The organism is Ruegeria halocynthiae (assembly GCF_000743705.1).
Taxonomy (GTDB): domain Bacteria; phylum Pseudomonadota; class Alphaproteobacteria; order Rhodobacterales; family Rhodobacteraceae; genus Ruegeria; species Ruegeria halocynthiae_B.
This window is the reverse complement of record NZ_JQEZ01000001.1, coordinates 1,117,559-1,137,651: the sequence shown is the minus strand read 5'-3', so window position 1 is coordinate 1,137,651 and position 20,093 is coordinate 1,117,559. Positions and strand designations below refer to the sequence as shown.

The 20,093-nt window shown below is 59.9% G+C and carries 18 protein-coding genes; 15 read left to right on the top strand and 3 right to left on the bottom strand.

Annotation, left to right across the window (positions count from 1 at the left end; translation table 11 throughout):
* Nucleotides 1–32: 32 nt before the first annotated feature.
* The 5 genes from JT51_RS05540 to JT51_RS05520 all read left to right on the top strand — a co-directional run bounded on the left by JT51_RS05540 (nt 33) and on the right by JT51_RS05520 (nt 5,871).
* On the top strand, nt 33–905 hold the full coding sequence (locus JT51_RS05540) for a LysR family transcriptional regulator (RefSeq protein ID WP_037308794.1): 873 nt from the start codon (nt 33–35) through the stop codon (nt 903–905).
* A 282-nt stretch (nt 906–1,187) separates the two neighbouring features.
* Entirely contained in the window at nt 1,188–2,138 is a 951-nt protein-coding gene (locus JT51_RS05535; RefSeq protein ID WP_037308792.1) for a glycine betaine ABC transporter substrate-binding protein, read from the top strand.
* A gap of 78 nt (nt 2,139–2,216) precedes the next feature.
* Nucleotides 2,217–3,254 (top strand): quaternary amine ABC transporter ATP-binding protein, encoded by a 1,038-nt coding sequence (locus JT51_RS05530; protein ID WP_037308790.1) that lies wholly within the window; start codon nt 2,217–2,219, stop codon nt 3,252–3,254.
* A complete protein-coding gene (locus tag JT51_RS05525) occupies nt 3,247–4,836 on the top strand; it encodes an ABC transporter permease (protein WP_037308789.1) in 1,590 nt (529 codons plus the stop codon). Before JT51_RS05530 ends, JT51_RS05525 begins: the two co-directional genes overlap by 8 nt.
* 54 nt (nt 4,837–4,890) lie before the next feature.
* Complete coding sequence (locus JT51_RS05520; protein ID WP_037308787.1) at nt 4,891–5,871, top strand: arginase family protein; 981 nt, start codon at nt 4,891–4,893, stop codon at nt 5,869–5,871.
* Here JT51_RS05520 and JT51_RS05515 read toward each other — a convergent pair.
* Nucleotides 5,868–6,839, bottom strand: a complete 972-nt coding sequence (locus JT51_RS05515; protein WP_037308786.1) for an agmatinase — start codon at nt 6,837–6,839, stop codon at nt 5,868–5,870. The two genes, JT51_RS05520 and JT51_RS05515, sit on opposite strands and share 4 nt — an antisense overlap.
* Before the next feature lie 74 nt (nt 6,840–6,913).
* A complete protein-coding gene (locus JT51_RS05510) occupies nt 6,914–8,434 on the bottom strand; it encodes a trimethylamine methyltransferase family protein (protein ID WP_037308785.1) in 1,521 nt (506 codons plus the stop codon).
* A gap of 183 nt (nt 8,435–8,617) precedes the next feature.
* Here JT51_RS05510 and JT51_RS05505 point away from each other — a divergent pair, with 183 nt between their 5' ends.
* Nucleotides 8,618–11,053: a GcvT family protein gene (locus tag JT51_RS05505; protein ID WP_037308784.1), complete on the top strand. Its 2,436-nt coding sequence runs from the start codon at nt 8,618–8,620 to the stop codon at nt 11,051–11,053.
* Between the two features lie 90 nt (nt 11,054–11,143).
* Nucleotides 11,144–12,115: a LysR family transcriptional regulator gene (locus tag JT51_RS05500; RefSeq protein ID WP_037309551.1), complete on the top strand. Its 972-nt coding sequence runs from the start codon at nt 11,144–11,146 to the stop codon at nt 12,113–12,115.
* Here JT51_RS05500 and JT51_RS05495 read toward each other — a convergent pair.
* Complete coding sequence (locus JT51_RS05495) at nt 12,112–13,137, bottom strand: LacI family DNA-binding transcriptional regulator (RefSeq protein ID WP_037308782.1); 1,026 nt, start codon at nt 13,135–13,137, stop codon at nt 12,112–12,114. The two genes, JT51_RS05500 and JT51_RS05495, sit on opposite strands and share 4 nt — an antisense overlap.
* Before the next feature lie 138 nt (nt 13,138–13,275).
* Here JT51_RS05495 and JT51_RS05490 point away from each other — a divergent pair, with 138 nt between their 5' ends.
* The 8 genes from JT51_RS05490 to JT51_RS05455 all read left to right on the top strand — a co-directional run bounded on the left by JT51_RS05490 (nt 13,276) and on the right by JT51_RS05455 (nt 20,080).
* The gene (locus JT51_RS05490) at nt 13,276–13,461 is read left to right on the top strand and encodes a hypothetical protein (RefSeq protein WP_037308779.1); all 186 of its coding nucleotides are present in this window, start codon (nt 13,276–13,278) and stop codon (nt 13,459–13,461) included.
* Between the two features lie 24 nt (nt 13,462–13,485).
* Nucleotides 13,486–14,631, top strand: coding sequence for a TRAP transporter substrate-binding protein (locus tag JT51_RS05485; protein WP_037308777.1), 1,146 nt, complete (start codon nt 13,486–13,488; stop codon nt 14,629–14,631).
* A 111-nt stretch (nt 14,632–14,742) separates the two neighbouring features.
* Nucleotides 14,743–15,255, top strand: a complete 513-nt coding sequence (locus JT51_RS05480) for a TRAP transporter small permease (RefSeq protein WP_037308775.1) — start codon at nt 14,743–14,745, stop codon at nt 15,253–15,255.
* A gap of 11 nt (nt 15,256–15,266) precedes the next feature.
* Entirely contained in the window at nt 15,267–16,595 is a 1,329-nt protein-coding gene (locus JT51_RS05475; protein WP_037308772.1) for a TRAP transporter large permease, read from the top strand.
* Nucleotides 16,596–16,607: 12 nt separating this feature from the next.
* Nucleotides 16,608–17,915 carry a histidinol dehydrogenase gene (hisD, locus tag JT51_RS05470; RefSeq protein WP_037308770.1) on the top strand — a complete coding sequence of 436 codons (1,308 nt, stop codon included), beginning with the start codon at nt 16,608–16,610 and terminating at the stop codon, nt 17,913–17,915.
* Complete coding sequence (locus tag JT51_RS05465) at nt 17,908–18,669, top strand: SDR family NAD(P)-dependent oxidoreductase (protein ID WP_037308768.1); 762 nt, start codon at nt 17,908–17,910, stop codon at nt 18,667–18,669. Before hisD ends, JT51_RS05465 begins: the two co-directional genes overlap by 8 nt.
* Nucleotides 18,666–19,646 carry an alcohol dehydrogenase catalytic domain-containing protein gene (locus JT51_RS05460; protein ID WP_037308765.1) on the top strand — a complete coding sequence of 327 codons (981 nt, stop codon included), beginning with the start codon at nt 18,666–18,668 and terminating at the stop codon, nt 19,644–19,646. The genes JT51_RS05465 and JT51_RS05460 overlap by 4 nt, the downstream gene beginning before the upstream one ends.
* 23 nt (nt 19,647–19,669) lie before the next feature.
* Nucleotides 19,670–20,080 (top strand): universal stress protein, encoded by a 411-nt coding sequence (locus JT51_RS05455; RefSeq protein WP_037308763.1) that lies wholly within the window; start codon nt 19,670–19,672, stop codon nt 20,078–20,080.
* Nucleotides 20,081–20,093 lie beyond the last annotated feature (13 nt).

Below are 20,093 nucleotides of genomic sequence, written 5' to 3'. Positions count from 1 at the left end.
TTAACTTAAGAAAACTTCAGTTTTGGTGAAGTATGGCAATCAAGATCGAAACACTGCGGTGCTTTTGCACAGTTGCCCAGACCGGCAATCTGGTCGAAGCCGCTGACAGGTTGGGGCGAACGCAATCTGCCGTCTCCATGACCTTGAAACAGTTTGAGGAGCAGCTTGGCAAAAAGCTGTTCGAGGGGGAAAGAAAAAACCGCCTGTCGCCCCTGGGACGGCAAGTGTTTGATCTAGCGTTGAAACAGGTGCGCCAGTTCGATCAGACCGTCCTGAACATTCAGGCGGCGGCTGATGCCGAACACGGCCTGCTGCGGATCGTCTCGGTGCCCTCCGTCGCGGCGCTTGTGTTTCCCAAGGTGCTGAACCGCGTGAGCCAGCAATACCCCGGCCTGAAGATCGAGCTTCGAGATACCGACACCCAGCAGGTGTTGGATTCGCTGGTCGAAGGAAAGGCCGATATCGGCATCGCATCCGGGCACCATCCGTTGAATGGCGTGCAGGCGATACCGTTGTTCAAAGATCGGTTCGGGCTGGTTTGCGCTTCCGACCACGCGTTGGCCATCAAACCCGGCGCCCCCAGTATCAAAGATGTGACATCCGCGCCGTTCATTCGTAACGCGCTGTGCGACCTTATCCGGTCCGATCACTTTCACACGGCCATATCGGGGGCCGAGGTGACGGTGCACAACACGCATTCTCTGATCACGATGGTCCGCACGGGCGAGTGGGTGACGGTCCTGCCGCAGACGGTCGCAGCCTTCATTCCCGAAGCAACGACATTCAGGCCAATCGCCGACCTGCATGACCAACGCGAGGTTTACCTGTATGTCAGCGAAAGATCGCGTTTTCAGGACCTGACCTATGCGTTCAGCACCTACATTCGTTCGCTCAGCCTGGGATAGGCGCGCATTGACCGGGCCAGTGTCGTGCGCAGGTTCAGAACGCTAAATCGGAAAAAGCCGAAACTACATTGCGATAATATCACATTTATAGCTTTGTCCAACGTAGCTCTTGATGGGTGGCGCATTCGCATGCTTCAATTTTTAGGTCAATCCGGCGTGTCGAGCCGTTGGCCAATAAAACCTCGGGAAGCATCACCTTTCCGATATCATTTGCAAGGTGCACCACGACCCTCGGCGGGTAAGAAAAACAAGCGCCGCGGACGACCAACATGGAGATACCACATGAACAAATTAGCCACGTTACTGGGAGGCGCATCAATGGCGGTCGCCGGGCCAGCCCTTGCTGCGGATATTGTGATCGGCGTGCCGAACTGGCCATCAGTGAATGCCACGGCGCATATTTTGAAGGTCGCGATTGAACAGAACCTCGGGCTTGAGGTCGAACTGCAGAACGGCACCAACCCCATCGTGTTTGAGGCGATGGATTCAGGCGCAATGCATGTGCACCCAGAAGTCTGGATGCCAAACCAGCAGAACCTGCATGACACTTATGTCGACGATAAAGGCACCGTTGCGTTCAATCCCAATGGCGTCGAAGCGTTTCAGGGCATGTGCGTCGACAAGGCCACCGCGGATGCCAATGGCATCAAATCCATTGATGATCTGACGAACCCCGATATCGCCGCGCTGTTTGACAGCAACGGCGATGGTCGCGGAGAGGTCTGGATCGGCGCACCCGGCTGGGCCTCGACCAATGTCGAAAAGATCCGGGCCAAATCCTATGGCTATGATCAGGTTATGGACCTGACCGAGATTGACGAGACTGTGGCCTATGCCAACCTCGACAACGCGATCAAGGCGGGCGATGCCTGGGTCGGGTTCTGCTATACGCCGCATTATGTGTTCGAACTGCACGAGCTGCAGGTTCTGGAAGAACCAGCCTATGATGCGGCCAAGTGGAACGTATTGCAGCCCACGGATGATCCGGACTGGCTGGAAAAATCCGATGCTGGTGTCGCCTGGGATCTGGCCTATCTGCACCTGCACTATGCAAAGTCCCTTGAAGATGAATACCCCGAGGTCGCCAAATTGTTGGCCAACATGAAGCTGGACACCGACACGGTGTCGGCCATGACCTATGCGCTGGTGATCGATGGCAAAGAACCATTGGCCTATGCGCAGGAATGGGTTGGTGCGAACGAAGATGCGGTTCTGGGTTGGATGTCCGAGTGATCGAGGCCGACCGGAACTGAAACTCGGACAGGCCGTCGGGAACTGCCCGGCGGCCTGTTCTGCATCAAAGGGACAAGTATGACCGAAACAGTTGTTAAGCTGACGGATGTCTGGAAGATTTTTGGCGCACGGGCCGAAGAAGCCATGACCGCAGTGCGGAACGAAGGTATTGGCAAGCCCGAGGTTCTGGAGAGATTCAATTGCGTCGTGGGTGTGCAGGGGGCTTCGTTCGAGGTCCCACGGGGTGAGATTTTCTGTATCATGGGCCTGTCGGGTTCGGGCAAATCGACCCTTGTACGCCATATCAACCGCCTGATCGAGCCGACCGCAGGAAAGATCGAAATTCTGGGGCACGACGTTTCCAAGATTTCCGAGGCCGAACTGCGCCGCATCCGGGCGCAGCAGATCGGGATGGTGTTCCAGCATATGGCGCTGATGCCGCACCGCTCGGTCCGCGACAACGTGGCTTATCCGCTGGAAATCCGCAAAGTCTCAAAATCCAAGCGCTGGGCGGTGTCTGATCATGCTTTGGGTCTTGTGGACCTGACCGGGTACGAGGACCGCCTGCCCAAAGAGCTGTCGGGTGGTATGCAGCAGCGGGTGGGGATTGCCCGCGCGTTGGCCTCGGATCCGGAAATCCTGTTGATGGACGAACCGTTCTCGGCCCTTGACCCGCTGATCCGCCTGCAATTGCAGGATCAGTTCAAGGCGCTGGTTGCGCAGTTGCAAAAGACGACGCTGTTCATCACCCATGATCTGGACGAGGCCATCCGCATTGGCCACCGCATTGCGATCATGAAGGATGGCGTCATCGTGCAGATTGGCACGCCCGAAGACATCGTCATGAACCCGGCCGATGATTATGTGCGCGAATTCGTACAGGGCATCTCGAAACTGAAGCTGGTCAAGGCGCATTCGATCATGGAACCGCTGGACAGTTACTCCGGCCCGACCGAGGACGCACCGCGTGCTGATGAAGGTGCCGATCTGGACCAATTGATTGATCTGGCCGTGAATACGGACCTTCCGGTCATCATCACGGATTCAGGCAGCGACGTCGGCGTCGTGACAAAGCCGCGTCTGTTGCGTGGTATTCAGGGGGGCAAAAATGACTGATGCAACCACCGAAGTGAAAGTCACCGCCGCCTCGGATATCGAGGTCGACCGCGAGGCGCTGGATCGTTCGATCCATGAATTCACCGGGGTGAACGGTGATTATTATGTCAACGCGTTCCATAAAATTCATGATGCCACCAGCCCGATGCCCAACACGTTTAACCTGTGGGCGGCGGTGCTGGGGCCATTCTGGTCAGCGTCCCGCGCCATCTGGGGGATGTTCTGGACCTTTCTGATCCTTGAAATCATCGCCTGGGTTCAGATTGGACGCGGCGCATGGGGCAATCCTGGGGCCGATCTGGCTGATCGCGCCGAACGTCAGCAGGCCCGCGCAGAAGAACTGTTGGGCCGTGCGACCGACGCCACGGAAAAGGCGGATATCGACCGGTTCACCAAACTGGCGGCAAACATCCAGAAGGCCGCTGATGCCAGTTTCGAAAAAGCCGCAGCCGCACAGTCCGAGGCGGTGGGGATCATGATCACCGGCTTGCTGATGCTGCTGGTGTTCAAGCTGGCGCAGGGGTTTTATGCGGACCGGGTATATGAAAAGCAGTATTCGAAATGGCGTATTGACCCCGGTAGTACGGAAAGCGACCGATCGACGCGCAATACGGTCTTGGGTGCCGTGCTGGTCGCGGCGATTGCACCGCTGATCATCTACAAGTTCACCGCCAATGCCTCGATTGCTATGCTGGATGCGTTTCCGGAAAAAGAGGTCTCAGCGCTTATTCTGGGCGAAGGCGGCGGGACGATATTCTCAAACCTTGCAAACTGGATGGAGGCGCAGATTGATGCGGCTGCGGTTGCCGGTGGCGATGTATTCGACGGTATCGTGGGCGGTGTCAGGACGGTTCTGGATGCGCTGACGATTGCGCTGATCGGGTCGCCCTGGCCGGTTGTGATGCTGGTGATTTGCGTGACCGCATGGCGCGCGGCGGGACCGCGTGTGGCGATCTTCACCGCTTCGTCGTTGGCATACATCGCTTTGCTGGGCTATTGGGACGTGGCGATGGAGACGGTGGCGCTGGTCGGTGCGGCGGTCTTGCTGTGTGTGGTATTCGGCATCCCGCTTGGCATCTGGTTCGGCAAATCCAAACGCGCTTATCGCGCGGCAGAACCGGTGCTGGACCTGATGCAGACACTACCGGCCTTTGTCTATCTGATCCCGATCATCGCCTTTTTCGGCACCGGGAACCCGCCGGGCATTCTGGCTACGATCATCTTTGGTATGCCGCCGGTTATCCGGTTGACCGCGCTGGGTATGCGCGGGGTGCCCGACAGCATCAAAGAGGCCGCCGTGGCCTTTGGGGCATCCAAGTGGCAGTTGCTGAAGGATGTGGAAATCCCGCTGGCCCTGCCGTCGATCATGACGGGTGTGAACCAGACCATCCTGATGTGCCTGTCGATGGTGGTGATCATCTCGCTGATCGGCGGCGGCGGTCTGGGCAAGGAAATCCTTGAGGCGCTGCAATACGCCGCCAAGGGGCCGGGGCTGCTGGGCGGCTTTGCCATCCTGTTCCTGGCGATGGTCATGGACCGGATCGTGCAAGGTGCCTTCCGGCGAGAAGACGAGAAAATCTGAACACACACGCCCCCGGTTGCCGCCGGGGGCGTTTTTCTTTGACCGGGGAAGACAATGACTGACCGTTACGAACAATCCATGATGGACAACCTTTATTGGTGGGGTGTGCCCACCCTGTTCCGCTGCCCGAATGTCGGGCCCGAAGGACAGGATATCGCATTGGTTGGCGTGCCGCATTCAGCGGGCAATGGCACGACTGAGCGGGATCAGCATCTGGGCCCGCGCGCCCTGCGCCATGTTTCGGCCGTGCAGCGGCGGGTCCATTCGGTGTTCGAGATCGACCCGTGGACCAGCACACAGATTGCCGATGTGGGCGATGTGCCGTTCCCCCGCGCCAATGACAACGAAGACTGTATCGAGCGGATTACCAAATTCTACCGCGATATCGACGCGGCAGGTGCGCGCCCGGTTTCCATCGGTGGTGATCATTCGATCACCGGCGGGATCGTGCAGGCTTTGGGCCGTGGCCAGTTGGCGGGCGGAGAACCGGTCAGCTTCTTGCATCTGGACGCACATACGGATGTGTTCACCAAGGTCGACCATTTTCTGGGGGCCAAAAAGTCGGCAGCCCATTGGGGGGCATATCTGGCGGATCAGGGGCTGGTTGACCCGACGCGGTCGATGCAGATCGGGTTGCGGGGGCACCCCCGCAGTCTGGACTGGCTGCAACCCTCGTATGACTACGGCTACAACATCGTCACGATGCGCGAGTTCCGCCAGCGCGGGTTAGAGGATGTGGTGGCGCAAACGCGCGAAATTTTGGGGGATCGCCCGGTCTATATCACCTTTGATCTGGATTGCCTCGACCCGACAGTCGCTCCGGCGGTATCCAATCTTGAACCGGGCGAAAAAGGGTTCGACATCGACGAAGCGGTGGGCATTCTGCGGGCGGCGCGCGGGTTGAACATCGTGGGCGGGGATGTGGTCTGCATGATGCCCACCAAGGACAGCCCCAACAACATCACCGCCCTGACGGCTGCGGCGGTGATGTTCGAGATGATCTCGATGATCGCTGAAAACGTCGGCCCGGACTAAGGCCGCCGCGCGTCCACTGCCTGCGCCAGAATACACAGCAGTTCGAACATCAGCGAGATGCCCAGCCACGCGGTTCCTCCGTTTGCGTCGAACGGCGGTGAGACCTCGACCAGATCGGCGCCAACAAGATTGATGCCGGACATCTGGCGGATGACCTGCTGCGCCTGAAAACTGTTCGGCCCGCCAATTTCCGGGGTGCCGGTGCCGGGGGCATAGGTCGGATCGACGAAGTCTATATCATAGGTGCAATAGGTCGGCGCGGTGCCGACGATGCCACGCACTTCGGTCATGACATCGGTGATGCCCCGGTCGAACAGTTCTTCGATGCGGATTATGCGGATGCCCTGCGCCTCGCCCCATTCGACGTCTTCATTATTATAGGCGGTGCCGCGAATGCCGATCTGGACAAAGCGTTTGGGGTCGACCAGCCCCTCTTCGACCGCGCGGCGGAAGGGGGTGCCATGGGTCAGCTTGTGGCCGCCGAAATAACTGTCGAACAGATCGGTGTGACTGTCGAACTGGATCAGCCCCAGCGGACCGGACTGCGCCAGCGCCCGCAGCACCGGCAGGGTTGTCAGGTGGTCGCCTCCGGCAGTCAACGGGGCAACGCCGCGATTATGCAGATCCACGTAGAAACGGGTCACCCGGTTCAGGGTGTCCTGAATATCGACGGGATTGGGCGCGACATCCCCCAGATCGGCGCAATTGACCAACGAGAACGGCGCAACGCCGGTGACCGGGTTCATCGTCCGGATCATGGTCGAATAGTCTCGCAGCTGTCGCGGCCCATGCCGCGCACCGGGGCGGTTTGTGGTGCCGCCATCCCAGGGGATACCGACCAGACCAACCTCGACCTCGGCGATGCGCTCATGATCCGGTGTCAGGCCGGGCAGGCGCATGAAGGTGGGAATGCCGGCAAAGCGGGCAAGTTCCATTGCTGAAACCGGCTGAAAAAACGAATTGGTCATATGTGCCCCATCTTCTGCTTGTGTCCCACGCGAGCCTAGCGGCAGATTTGGAACTTGGGAATGGTTTGGCTTGCTCAGGTCAGGATGCGAAAGCGCCTGCGGATTTCTGCGTCCTGCGCCTTGGTCAGATAGGTCGGATAATGGGTGGCCAGCACCTCTTTGGCCTTGTCGCGCGCGGCGGACCAGGCGTCGGTCGCACCTGCCATTTCCCATGTGCGCGGCGCGTCCCGGTCGGCAATGGCGGGGTAGAAATAATCCCGCTCCATCGCGGCATAGGTATGGGCGCTGCCAAGGAAATGACCATCGCCCAGAACCGATTGGCAGATCGCATCGAAGCCCAGGTTTTCCTCGCTCACCTCAATCCCGCGCAGGGCGCGATAGGTGTGTGAGTGCATCTCATTGTCCAGTACGAAGGCCTCGAAACTGGCCCCCAGCAACGACGCGGTCATGCCCGAGCTTTCATAGATCAGGTTGCCCCCGGCAAGGGCGGCGGCAAGCGATGTCATGCCTTTTTCCGCACCATATTGCGCGTCAATCGCCTTGGCGTCGGTCATCGACGCAGCCACGCCCGAAGGCAGGCCCAGCCAATTGGTGATCTGCGCCGAGGCGGCGTTCAGGATGGCGGTTTCGCCACTGCCCCCGGCAAAGGAACCGGTGCGCAGATCCACGATGAAGGGCCAGTTGGAAAACACCATCGGAAATCCGGGCCGGATCGTGTTGACCATCACCAGGCTGGCCAGTGTTTCGGCCAGCGATTGCGCCAGAAATCCGGCCAATGTCGCCGGGGCGGTCGCCCCTGCCTGCGCGGCGGTAATGCAGGACATGGGGATATTGTGGGCGATGCATTCATAGACGACATCCACCGCATCCTCACCATAGCGCAGCGGAGAGATCACCGGGCTGATATGCGCCTTCAGAAAGGGGCGTTTGGAAAAGTCCCCCGGCCCTCCGGCCACGAGATCCAGCATCTCGACAATCGGGGCGACATGTTGCGCCAGCGTGAACGAGGTGGCCACCGGCTTGGTCGTGTTACGCACCAGCGCATAGACCGTGTTGACGTCCAGATCGAACACGTCGGGCAGGTCGGTGGCCACACAGCAGCGGGTGAACCAGCTGACATTGGCCAGCGTGTCCTGCAACCGGGTGAAATCATGCAGATCGATCAGCGTGGACGGGCGGTAAAGGCCAGTGTCCATATCCAACGTCTGCACGGCCGCGCCGCCGGTGCCAAAGAACACCCGGTCACCGCCCACCTGGATTGAGCGTGTCTTGTCCCGGCCGTGAAAGGTGAATGTCTGGGCGGCCGTGTGGATCGCGTGCTCTACCATCCGGCGCGGAAACAGCAGCCGATCCTGTTCACCCGGTTGTGCGCCTGCCGCCCGCAGGTCGGTTGCCAGCCGATCCGGGACATTGCCCATACCAAGCGAGTCCAGCAGGCGCAGGGCGGTTTCATAGATCTGTTCGATCTCGGGGTGGGTCAGCGGTTTGAACGCGCCGCCGGTCTGGCCGGGCGGGCAGGGGTCGATCACAGGTTTGGCTGCGCGTTGCGCGTGCCGCGCCCGCCGACCGCTTCGTTTGCCACTGTCCGAGGGCATCCCTTTCCTTTCCCGCGTATGTTTCGGGAACCGTAAGCGGCAATTCAATCCCGCGGCAAAGGCGAATTGCGAATTTCAGAATCCTCAATCGCAGTTTCGATTTTCCAATACAGTCAACACCCCTGTTGTCCGCTCAACCCGTTCTTCCGCAAGACTTGTTCCGGACCAGAGGGAGCAGAACCAATGAAGTCGCGTACCAGAGTTGTTGTGATCGGCGGCGGGATCGCCGGATGTTCAACGCTGTACCATCTGACGCAAGAGGGCTGGACAGATGTGGTTCTGGTCGAACGGGACGAGCTGACCTCGGGGACCACATGGCATTCTGCGGCGCAGGTGACGAATTTTGGGATGAACCAGACGATGGTGGGCCTGAAAACGCACTCGATCCGGCTGTATAAGGAACTGGCCGAAGATCCGGATTATCCGATCAACTACCACCACGGGGACGGCGGCATTCGTCTGGCCAACACGCAGGCACAGATGCAGGGTTACCACCATTTCACGTCGATGGCGCGCGGGATGGACGTGCATTTCGAGGTGATCGACGCCCAGGAATGCGCCCGCCGCCACCCGCTGATATCGACCGAGAACCTGATCGGCGGGCTGTGGGACCCGTTGGATGGGGATATCGACCCCGCGCAGCTGTGTCAGGCGTTGGCCCGCCGGGCGCGGAAAGCAGGGGCCGAGGTCTATCGCCATACGCCTGTCACCAACCTGACCCAGCACAGTGACGACACATGGACCGTTCACACCGAACGTGGGGACATAGATTGTGACATCGTGGTGAATGCCTGCGGGTACCGGGTGAACGAAGTGGGCGCGATGATGGGGGTGCATCACCCGGTCGCGTCGATGGAGCATCAGTATTTCCTGACCGAAGAAATTCCCGCCATTCGGGATGCCGGCCACAGGATGCCGCTGCTGCGGTGCCCGATCAGCGACTATTATTGCCGGCAGGAAAAGAACGGATTGTTGCTGGGGTTTTACGAACAGGATTGCAAGACATGGGGCATGGACGGGATCGACCCGAATTTCGTCAACGCCTTGTGCCCCGACGATCTGGACCGGGTGACCGACGTGCTGGAAGGGGCCTTTGCCCGGATGCCCGCGCTGTTGGATGTCGGGGTCCATACGGTCGTCAACGGCCCGATCACCTATACAATCGACGGCGCGCCTTTGGTCGGGCCGATCCCCGGTAAACGCAATGCCTTTTGCATCATCGGCCTGCGCGCGGGGCTGGGTGAGGGCGGCGGCCACGGCTGGCTGCTGGCCCAACAGATCGTGCATGGCGAGGCGTGTTATGACACCTGGTGCCTGGACCCGCGCCGGTTCGCAGGCCATGCGAATACAGAGCTTACGGCCCTGAAGGCGATCGAGGACTATCAGAACGAATTCCGCTTTCATTTTCCGCATGAGCACCGCCCCGCCGGACGACCGGCAAAAACGACGCCTCTGACGCCTGTTCTGGCGGCAGAGGGGGCTGAATTCACCGTGGTCAACGGGTGGGAGAGGGTAGAGTACATCAAGCCCACGCCGGATTTCTCACCCACGCTCAGTTTCGATTTTGACGGAACATTCGATGTGATCGCGGCCGAGGTGGCCAATGTGCAAACGGGTGTTGGGCTGGCCGAGGTGAATGGGTTCAACCGGATCGAGATTACGGGCGCGGATCGGCACGCTTTTCTGGACCGGATGTTTTGCGGCACCGTCGCCCGCCGCGATGGCCGGGTGGGGCTGGGTTATCTGCTGAACCATCACGGTATGGTCAAGGCCGAGGCGACCGTTGCCAACCTGCCCGCCAGTGACCGGGGGCCTGCACGCATCTGGTACGGGTCCGCTGCCGCAAGCGAGTTGCACGATATGGACTGGCTGACCCAGCATTTGCAGGCCGACGAGGATGTGCAACTGCGCAGCCTGACAAACAATCAGACCATCCTGATCCTCGCTGGGCCCAGGGCGCGCGATGTTCTGTCGGACTGTGCGCGCGGCGACTGGTCCGCCGCTGCCTTCCCGTGGCTCAGCCTGCGCGAGTGCTTCGTCGGAATCGCGCCAGCCACGGTCATGGGTGTCAGTTTCTCGGGCGAGCTGGCTTATGAAATCCATGTTCCCAACGCCTCGCTCTATGCGGCGTATCTGGCGTTGCGGCAGGCGGGTGCAGCGCATGGTTTGAAACTGTTTGGCGCGCGCGCGGTCGAATCCATGCGTATGGAAAAAAGCTTTCTGCATTGGAAAGCCGATCTGATCACCGAATTTGATCCGTTTGAAACCGGCCTTGACCGGTTTGTAACGCTGGACAAGGGCGATTTCATCGGGCGCGACGCCTTGCGGAAAAGACTGACGGATGGCCCGCGCAAAAAGCTGGTTGTGCTGCAGGTTCAGTCGGCGCAGCGACCTGCGCATCCGGGGGCCTCCTTGATGCGGGGCGGGCAGGTCGTGGGCACGATCACATCCGGCGATTGGGGCCATCGCACGGGCCTGAACCTGGCGCATGGGTTTGTGGTGCCCGACCTGGCCCATATCGCGGCAGAGATGGAGTTGGATTCCTGCGGTCAGTGCCTGCGCGCGACGGTTATTCCCCCATCCCCTTATGACCCGGAATTTGCACGAATGAAGGCGTGATTTCCGCACATCGGTTCAAATTCTCCATTGCCGCCCGTCAAAAACTTTGCTTGGTTCATTTCGAAGAAATCGAAACAATGGGTGTGCCCGGTGTCGAAATCTCTGAGCCTTCGCTGGTTAGAAGTCTTCCGGCTTGTCGCCAAGTCGGGCTCGATCCAGCAGGTCGCGTCCGAAACCGGGCTGTCGATCAGCACCGTCTCGAACCATCTGCGCAGTCTTGAGGGGGCGCTGGGCATCGAACTGGTCGATCATGGGCGTCGCCCCATGGGTCTGACGCCCGCCGGAGAGGTCTTTGCGCGCTATGTCCGAGATGGACTGACGGTATTGAAACGGGGCGAGGCCGAGATCCGGTCGGGCAACTGGCAGCACGCCACAGACCTGCGGCTGGCGCTGATTGACGATTTCGACAATCAGATCGCGCCGGACCTGTTCCGCTTTCTGGCGCAAGCCCTGCCGCGATGCAGTTTCCGGCATTACACCCGCCCCAGCCATGAGATCATAGCCAACCTGCAGGAACATAAACTGGACGCGGGCGTCGCTACCCGCCCGTCGGAACGGACCGAGGGGCTGATTGAATACCCGCTGATGCGCGACCCGTTTATCGTGATCCTGCCGAATTCGTATCAAGGCGCACCCGAAGACCTGTTGAGCCCCGATGCGGAATTGCCCCTATTGCGCTATTCGCGGGATTACATGATCGGCAAGCAGATCGAAATTCAACTGACCCGCAGCAAATACAATCTGCCCAATCGGTTCGAGATGGAGTGCAACCATTCGATTATCGGTCTGGTCGCCGAAGGCAGCGGCTGGGCTATCACAACCGCCGCCTGTTTCCACCGCGCCCAAAGGTTCCATGACAGCGTCCGGGCCATTCCGTTCCCGGGTCGAAATTTTGTGCGAACGGTGTCCCTGTTCACAACCGAAGTATACCCCGAGACGACCTCGAAGCTGATCCAGAAGGTCATGACAAAGCTGATCCGGCAGCATTTCACCGACCCGATGTGCACAAGCCATAGCTGGCTGAAAGACGATTTTCGCACCATGGACGCAGACGCCGCTTAGGCCTTGGCTGGCGGGCCAAGGGATTGACGCTCGACAATATGCGTGGCCAGCCGCGTGCCGGTGCCCTGTGTCTGATTTTCCAGCATTCCAACCAGTTCCAGCGCGGCCCGGCGGCCCATTTCCCGATGCGGCACATGTACGGTTGTCAGCGCAGGGGTGGCGATCCGGGCCAGTTCGATATCGTCAAACCCGGTGATGGATACATCATCGGGCACCCGCAACCCCATTTCCCGCGCCCGGTGCAATGCGCCTACGGCCAGCACATCGTTGCCGCACAGGATCGCCGTGGGCGGCGCGTCCTGCGACATCAGTTTTGAAAACGCCTCGGCCCCGTTTTCGATTTCATAGGGGGTTTCAAGCATCATGACATCCGACGACAACAGGCCGTTCTGCCGGGCGGCGTCCTGAATACCTTCGATCCTATGGCGGGCGCGATCATTGCCTGCGCTGACACCGGAAATCACGCCGATCCGCCTATGACCCAGTTCGATCACGCGGTGGGCCAGTTCGAACATCGCCGCGCGGTTGTCAAAGCCGACAGAGGGCACCCGCGCATCCGGCAAAAAGGACCATGCGACCAGCACCGGGATTTTGCGCCGCTCAAGGTCGTCATGGATTTTCCGGTCGCGATCATGCCCGATCAGCAGCAGACCGTCTGCGCCGCGCGCAACCAGCGTGCGGATCTGTTCTTCCTCAATCTCGGGTTTATAGGCTGAACTTGAAACCAGCAAAGTGTACCCGTGTTTGTGCAGCTCTTCCTGAAACGCCTGAAGGCCACGGGCGAAAATCGCGTTCTCCATGGTGGGAATGATTGCGCCGATCGTCGATGTCCGCTTGGCGGCCATAACGCGCGCGGCGAAATTCGGCGTGTACCCCAGCGTATCGACCGCCGACAGAACGCGTTCTCGCGTCGCGTCGACCACCCGGTCGGGGTTGTTCAGACAGCGCGACACGGTCGCCGTCGAAACGCCAGCCATTCTGGCCACATCATCCAGCGTGGGCGCGGATCGAAGTTTCGACATTATCAAACCTGTTATTTGCTTTTGCCTATAAGTCTAAACCTATCTGTGCTTCAAGGAAAGCAGCAATGTAAGCGCTTGCATTTTTCATGTAAGCGCTTACAAATGACATCGAACCGAATCTAAAAGGGGACCCAAAAGATGTTTCTGGCTGCATCCACCATCGTGTTTGTCATCTACTTTGCAAACGTGGCTTTAGGTGCATTTGCGGGCAGTGCGTTTCTTGGGGACGTAGGAGAGATGTTGGTTCTGTTCGCGGCGTCGATCCTGTTCGTTGTCGCAATTCTGAAAAAGGAAGCTGACCGCGACGCAGAAAGTGACAGCTGACTTTTTTGCTTGGGAGGGCAATTGATGAACGACGACAGACACGAACTTGCGTCAGCGGAGCGACGCAATTTTCTGAAACTCAGTGCCGGGGGTGCGTTCACCGCCGCGCTGGTTGCAGGGGCGGGGGGTGTCCTTTGGTCATCTGAGGCCGCCGCGCAGACCGCCAAGGAAGAGCGTGAGCGCGAACAGTCGGCGGATCATGTGATGACGATCGCAACAGCCTATGTGCTGGGCGCGTCGCGCAGCTATCCGATCATGCAGCTTGATCTGAAAGAGAACATCCAGAACGCCACGAACGGCAAGGTCTATGTCAAGCTGGCCCCCGGTGGTCAGCTGGGCGCGGGTGGCGCATTGGTGCAAAAGGTTCAGGGCGGTACGATTCAGGCCGCGCAGCATTCATTGTCGAATTTTGCGCCGTTTGCCTCGACCGTTGACCTGATCAACATGCCGTATCTGTGTGGCTCTAATCAGCGCTTCACCAATCTGGTGCATTCCGACACCTGGAAAAACGAAGTCCACCCCAAGGTCGAAGCCGCCGGGTTCAAGGCCCTGTTCTATGTTGTGATCGACCCGCGTGTCGTTGCCGTACGCCAGGGCGGAAACGCCATCATCACCCCGTCTGACATGAGCGGCGTCAAGTTCCGCGTGCCGGGTTCGAAGATGTTGCAGCAATATTACCGGATGGCTGGTGCGAACCCGACACCGGTGGCATGGGGTGAGACGCCGTCTGCGATCAAACAGGGTGTGGCCGATGCGCTCGACCCGTCCGTCGGCGCGCTGTATGTGTTCGGCTTCAAGGATATCCTCAGCCATGTGACCTTTACCCAGGCCGTGCCGGACAGTCAGGTCTATTCCTGTAACCTGGAATGGTTCAATTCCATGCCCGCCGACGTGCAGGAAGGCATCATGTGGGGCGCGGAAATGACCAGCCACCAGAACCTGTCCAAAGTGCCTTCGGCGCGGGCCTATGCCATGGCCGAATTGAACAAGGCCGGGGTCGAGTTCCATTCGCTCAGCGATGATCAACTGGCCGAATGGCAGGACGCCGGCGGGTACCAGAATTCTGATTGGGACCCGTTCAAAATGGAACTGGCCGGGTCGATGGACAACTTTGAGAAGCTGGTCGAAGCAGCCGGTACGCAGGGCAAATACTACGTCCACGACGCGTGATGCCGCTTTGACGGACGTTGATCCGGCGCCCGGTATTACCACTCACAGTCAGGCCTGAAAGGGCCCAATGCAGAAGGCTTTGGCCTGACTGTTCTTTCGCCGAGGGAAGTGATGACCATTTTTCAAAAAATAGACCGAAACGCTGAGCGCTGGTTGCTGCTGGTGTTCTACGTGATGCTGGTCATCACGATGGCCATCGAGGTCCTGCGGCGAGAAATCTTTGCCTTTTCCTCAATCTGGGGTGAGGAAATCGTCCGCTATTCCTTCATCTACCTTGCGTGGATCGGGGCCGCAGCGGCGGTCAAGGAACGTGCGCATATCCGCATCGACGTGATCATGCATTACCTTGGTCCACGCCCCAAGGCGCTGCTCTATATCTTTGGCGATCTGGTGATGTTCGTCGTGGCGGTCATCGCGCTTTATTGGTCCTATGAGGCGGTTCACGTCTCGGCCAAGTTCGGGTCAGTGACGGACGGGCTGCGGGTCTCCAAGGTCTGGTTCCTGATGGCGGTGCCCACCGGGTTTGCCCTGATGATCTGGCGTCTGATCCAATCGTTCATGCGTGATCTGAAATCCCTTCGTGACGGCACCCCCGTTTTCGAAGGCGACAAATTGTTTGACTGAGGAGAAACAGGATGCTCTGGGGTTCCCTCAATCAAACCGTTGAACTGGGCTGGGATTTCTATCTGCCCGTGATCATGTTTGTCGGTCTCATCGCACTGGCCGTACCGGTCTGGGCCGCGATTGGCACCGCTGCAATCGTCATGCTGGTCATGTCGGGCGACCTGCCGCTCAGCCTTGTGGGCGAAAGCCTGTTCACCGGCATCGATGCCTTTGCTCTGACTGCGGTGCCACTATTCATCCTGACGGGCGACGTTCTCGTGCGCACCGGGTTGTCGCGCAAATTTCTGGACGTGGCCGAGGCGCTGACCTGTTTCGCCAAAGGCGGGTTTGGGTCAGCCACGGTTCTCGTTTGCGGCATGTTCGCGGCCATCTCAGGCTCTGACGCGGCGGGCGCTGCTGCTGTGGGGCGCATGACCATCAACCGGCTGGTCGAAAGCGGCTATCCCCGCCCTTATGCCTGCGCGCTGGTCGCGGCGGGGGCCTGTACCGGTATCCTGATCCCGCCGTCGATCGCTTATATCATCATCGGTCTGGTGCTGGGAATTTCCGCCTCGACCTTGTTTCTGGCTGCGCTGATCCCGGGGTTGGCCATTCTGGTGTCGATCCTTGTGACCAATATCATCATGAACCGTCTCTACCACTACGAAGGTGGTGGTCTGATGAGCATGAGCGAATGGCTGGCCAATCTGGGCAAGGCGCTGAAATCCGGCTGGTACGCTTTCATCGTTCCGGGGATCATCTTTTACGGCATCTTCTCGGGCCGTCTGACCCCGACCGAGGCGGGCGCGACCGCCGTGGTCGTCACCATCGTCATGGGGTTCATCATGCGCACGCTGTCGCTGGCGGATTTCCCTTCGATGTTGGTCAGTTCGGCCAAGGTGAACGGGGTGATCCTGCCGATCATCGCATTCTCGGCCCCTCTGGCCGAGGCGCTGGCGATCATGGGCGTGCCGCAGGGATTTGTCGCGTCGATCACATCATTGACGGATGACCCCTATCTGTTGATCCTGCTGATGATCGGCATCCTGATCGCTGCGGGCTGCGTGATGGAAACGACGCCCAACATCGTGATCCTTGCCCCGATCCTGAAACCGCTGGCGGACAACATCGGCATGAATGAGATTCAGTTTTGTATCATGATGATCACTGCGCTGGGCGTGGGTTTCATCACGCCGCCGCTGGGTCTGAACCTGTTTGTCGTATCTGGCATTACCGGCGAGTCCATTCTGAAGATTGCCGCCCGCGCTGTGCCCTTCGTATTAACCATGCTGATCGTGGTCTTGTTGATCGCCTATGTTCCGGCGGTATCGACAACCCTGCTTCCTGAAATCTACCAATAGGATCTGCTGAATATGCCTCGTGAATACCTGAAAAAGGCTACGTTGACCCCGGAGACCCATGCCTCCGAAGTGCATGAGACGGTCAAGACCATCCTTGCCGACATCGAAGTGGGTGGCGATGCCAAGGCGATGGAATACGCGGTCAAATTCGACAAATACGATGGCAATGTCCTGTTGACGCAGGCCGAGATTGACGCCGCCATTGCGCTGGTTCCGGAAAAGCTGAAGGCAGATATCCGGTTCGCCCATGACAACGTGCGCCGGTTCGCGGAGACGCAAAAGGCGACCGTATCGGATGTTGAGATGGAAATTGTGCCGGGCTTTGTCGCCGGTCAGAAGGCCATCCCGGTGGATGCGGCGGGATGTTATGTGCCCGGTGGACGCTATAGCCATATCGCCAGCGCCATCATGACCGTCACGACCGCCAAGGTGGCCGGGTGCCGCCATATCACAGCCTGTTCCCCACCGCGCCCCGGCGAAGGGGTTGCGCCCGCGATTGTCTATGCGGCGCATATCTGCGGTGCTGACAGCATTCTGGCCATGGGCGGTGTGCAGGGTGTGGCCGCGATGACCTATGGCCTGTTCGGACTGCCGCGTGCGAATATTCTGGTCGGCCCCGGCAATCAATTCGTGGCCGAGGCCAAGCGTATTCTTTACGGCAAGGTCGGCATCGACATGATCGCCGGCCCCACAGACAGCCTGATCCTGGCCGATGCCTCGTCGGATGCGCATGTGGTCGCGACGGATTTGGTCAGCCAGGCGGAACACGGGTATAATTCGCCCGTCTGGCTGGTGACGGATGATCGCGCGCTGGCGCAGAAAGTTATGGAGCTGGTGCCCGCGCTGATCGACGATCTGCCCGAGCTGAACCGCGAAAACGCTTTTGCCGCCTGGCGCGACTATGCCGAGGTCATCATCTGTTCGAACCGCGAAGAAATGGCGGCCTGCTCGGACGATTACGCGCCTGAACATCTGACCGTTCAGGCCGAGGATCTGGATTGGTGGCTGGGCCGTCTGACTTGTTATGGTTCGCTGTTTCTGGGCGAGGAAACCACCGTATCCTATGGTGACAAAGCGACTGGCACCAACCATGTGCTGCCGACCTCGGGCGCGGCCAGCTATACTGGCGGGCTGAGCGTCCATAAATACATGAAGATCGTCACCTGGCAGCGCGCCACGCGGGAGGGATCGAAATCCATCGCTGTGGCCACCGCCCGCATTTCGCGGCTGGAAGGGATGGAGGGGCACGCCCGCGCTGCCGATGTACGTCTGGCCAAGTATTTCCCGGACGAACAGTTCGACCTGACCGCAGATGGATGACCCCCGGGCGCTTTTCGATCTGACGGGGCGGGTGGCCTGTATCACCGGCGCCAGTTCGGGCCTTGGCCGCCGCGCGGCTGTGGTGTTGGCCGCAGCCGGTGCGCGCGTGGTGGGTGTGGCCCGCCGGGCCGAGGCTTTGGCAGAACTGAAGGACGAGATCGGCGCGCGCGCCGACACCGTGACCGCCGATGTGGCCGACCGGTCGCATATCGGGGCGCTGGTCAATCAGGTTAATTCCAAATTTGGACCACCCGATATTGTCGTACATGCGGCCGGGGTGAACACGCGCGAGGCGGCGGATGATGTCACCGAACAGGGATGGGATGCGACGCTGGCGCTGAACCTCAGCGCGCCGTTTTTCCTCAGCCAGGCGATGGTGCCGGCGATGAAAGAGCGCGGCTGGGGCCGGATCGTGAACTTTGCGTCGTTGCAGACAACCCGCGCGTTTCCGGGTGGCATCGCCTATGGCGCGACCAAGGCCGGGATCGGCCAGTTGACCCGCGCCATGGCCGAAGCCTGGTCGCCTCATGGGATCACGGCCAACGCCATTGGCCCCGGGTTTTTCCCGACCGAGCTGACGCAGGCCGTGTTCGACGACCCCGAACGCGCCGCGCGCAATGCCGCCCAGACCTGCATACGGCGCAATGGGCGGCTCGAGGATATCGACGGACCGATCCTGTTTTTGTGCTCAAGGGCCTCGGACTACGTCACCGGGCAGGTGCTGATGGTAGACGGAGGGTTCACGGCGAAATGAAAGCTCTGGTCTATGAGGGTGTGGAACAGGTGGCGTTTCGGGATGTTCCCGAGGTCGCGCCAGATAACGCGGAACATCTGATCCGGGTCGAGGCCGCAGGCATTTGCGGCTCGGACATGCACGCCTATCTGGGTCACGACGCCCGCCGCCCGGCACCGCTGATCCTTGGGCATGAGGCGGCAGGCGCCATCGTGGGTGGGCCGCGCGACGGGACGCGCGTGACTATCAATCCTCTGGTGACCTGCGGCGCGTGCGGCGCATGTGCGTCAGGCCGCGAGAACCTGTGCCCGAGCCGTCAGATCATCTCAATGCCGCCCCGCGAAGGGGCGTTCGCTCAATATATCGCCATGCCCGACTCCAACCTGATCAAAGTGCCGGACCACGTTTCTTTTGCCCGGGCCGCATTGGCCGAACCGTTGGCCGTAAGTTGGCACGCGGTCAGGTTGGGGTTGGGCGCTTTGCATCCGGCGGCAGAGCGGCGCGCGCTGGTTCTTGGGGGCGGGGCAATCGGTTTGGCCGCGGCGCTGGCCCTGAATGCCATGGGCGTCGAGGATGTGGTGATCGTCGAGCCGAACGGCTTGCGGCTTGCGTACCTGCAAGAAACCAGCACAGTAAACGTTGTCGCGCAAACATCCGGGTCGTTCCCTTTGGTGATCGACGCAGTGGGTTATTCAACGACCCGCGCCACGGCCTCGGTACTGGTTCAGCCGGGCGGTGTGATCGCGCATGTCGGGCTGGGAGAAGACGCCGGAGGTCTGGACATACGACGCATGACCTTGCAGGAAATCACATTTATCGGCACCTATACCTATACGGCCGAAGATTTCCGCCAAACCGCGCAGGCCCTTTTTGATGGCCGTTTGGGCGGGTTGGACTGGATTGAGGAGCGGGCGCTGTCCGATGGGGCAGGGGCGTTTCGCGATTTGCGCAAAGGGGGTGTTGCCGCCCCTAAAATCATCCTCGCGCCGTGGGCATAGGCCCGGCTGAGACGGAGGTATTTATGTATAAGAAAATTCTTGTTCCCATGGCGCTGGATCACGGTATTTCGCAGCATACTTTGCAGGTGGCCCGCGCGCTGGCGGCAACAGGCAGTGAGATTGTCGCGCTGCATGTCTATGAGATGCCGCAGGGGTCGGTCAGTGCCTATCTGGACAAGGGGGTCGTTGCCGATGGCTTTCGCGCGGCGGCCAGCCTGTTGCGTGAGAAGACCGAGGGGCTTGAAGGCGTAACGCCCGAGATCATCAAGGGCCACACTGCACGTACCATTATCGACTATGCCAAAGACAACGATTGTGACTGCATCGTCATCGGCTCACACAAGCCGGGCCTCAGTGATTATTTCCTGGGATCGACGGCGTCGCGCGTGGTGCGCCATGCCGGTTGCGCCGTGCATGTGCATCGCAGGATCTGAACTTTCAATCGCG

Coding starts and splice junctions, on each gene's coding strand:
- JT51_RS05540 (WP_037308794.1), top strand. CDS start 33: ATGGCAATCAAGATCGAAACACTGCGGTGCTTTTGCACAGTTGCCCAG.
- JT51_RS05535 (WP_037308792.1), top strand. CDS start 1,188: ATGAACAAATTAGCCACGTTACTGGGAGGCGCATCAATGGCGGTCGCC.
- JT51_RS05530 (WP_037308790.1), top strand. CDS start 2,217: ATGACCGAAACAGTTGTTAAGCTGACGGATGTCTGGAAGATTTTTGGC.
- JT51_RS05525 (WP_037308789.1), top strand. CDS start 3,247: ATGACTGATGCAACCACCGAAGTGAAAGTCACCGCCGCCTCGGATATC.
- JT51_RS05520 (WP_037308787.1), top strand. CDS start 4,891: ATGACTGACCGTTACGAACAATCCATGATGGACAACCTTTATTGGTGG.
- JT51_RS05515 (WP_037308786.1), bottom strand. CDS start 6,839: ATGACCAATTCGTTTTTTCAGCCGGTTTCAGCAATGGAACTTGCCCGC.
- JT51_RS05510 (WP_037308785.1), bottom strand. CDS start 8,434: ATGCCCTCGGACAGTGGCAAACGAAGCGGTCGGCGGGCGCGGCACGCG.
- JT51_RS05505 (WP_037308784.1), top strand. CDS start 8,618: ATGAAGTCGCGTACCAGAGTTGTTGTGATCGGCGGCGGGATCGCCGGA.
- JT51_RS05495 (WP_037308782.1), bottom strand. CDS start 13,137: ATGTCGAAACTTCGATCCGCGCCCACGCTGGATGATGTGGCCAGAATG.
- JT51_RS05490 (WP_037308779.1), top strand. CDS start 13,276: ATGTTTCTGGCTGCATCCACCATCGTGTTTGTCATCTACTTTGCAAAC.
- JT51_RS05485 (WP_037308777.1), top strand. CDS start 13,486: ATGAACGACGACAGACACGAACTTGCGTCAGCGGAGCGACGCAATTTT.
- JT51_RS05480 (WP_037308775.1), top strand. CDS start 14,743: ATGACCATTTTTCAAAAAATAGACCGAAACGCTGAGCGCTGGTTGCTG.
- JT51_RS05475 (WP_037308772.1), top strand. CDS start 15,267: ATGCTCTGGGGTTCCCTCAATCAAACCGTTGAACTGGGCTGGGATTTC.
- hisD (WP_037308770.1), top strand. CDS start 16,608: ATGCCTCGTGAATACCTGAAAAAGGCTACGTTGACCCCGGAGACCCAT.
- JT51_RS05465 (WP_037308768.1), top strand. CDS start 17,908: ATGGATGACCCCCGGGCGCTTTTCGATCTGACGGGGCGGGTGGCCTGT.
- JT51_RS05460 (WP_037308765.1), top strand. CDS start 18,666: ATGAAAGCTCTGGTCTATGAGGGTGTGGAACAGGTGGCGTTTCGGGAT.
- JT51_RS05455 (WP_037308763.1), top strand. CDS start 19,670: ATGTATAAGAAAATTCTTGTTCCCATGGCGCTGGATCACGGTATTTCG.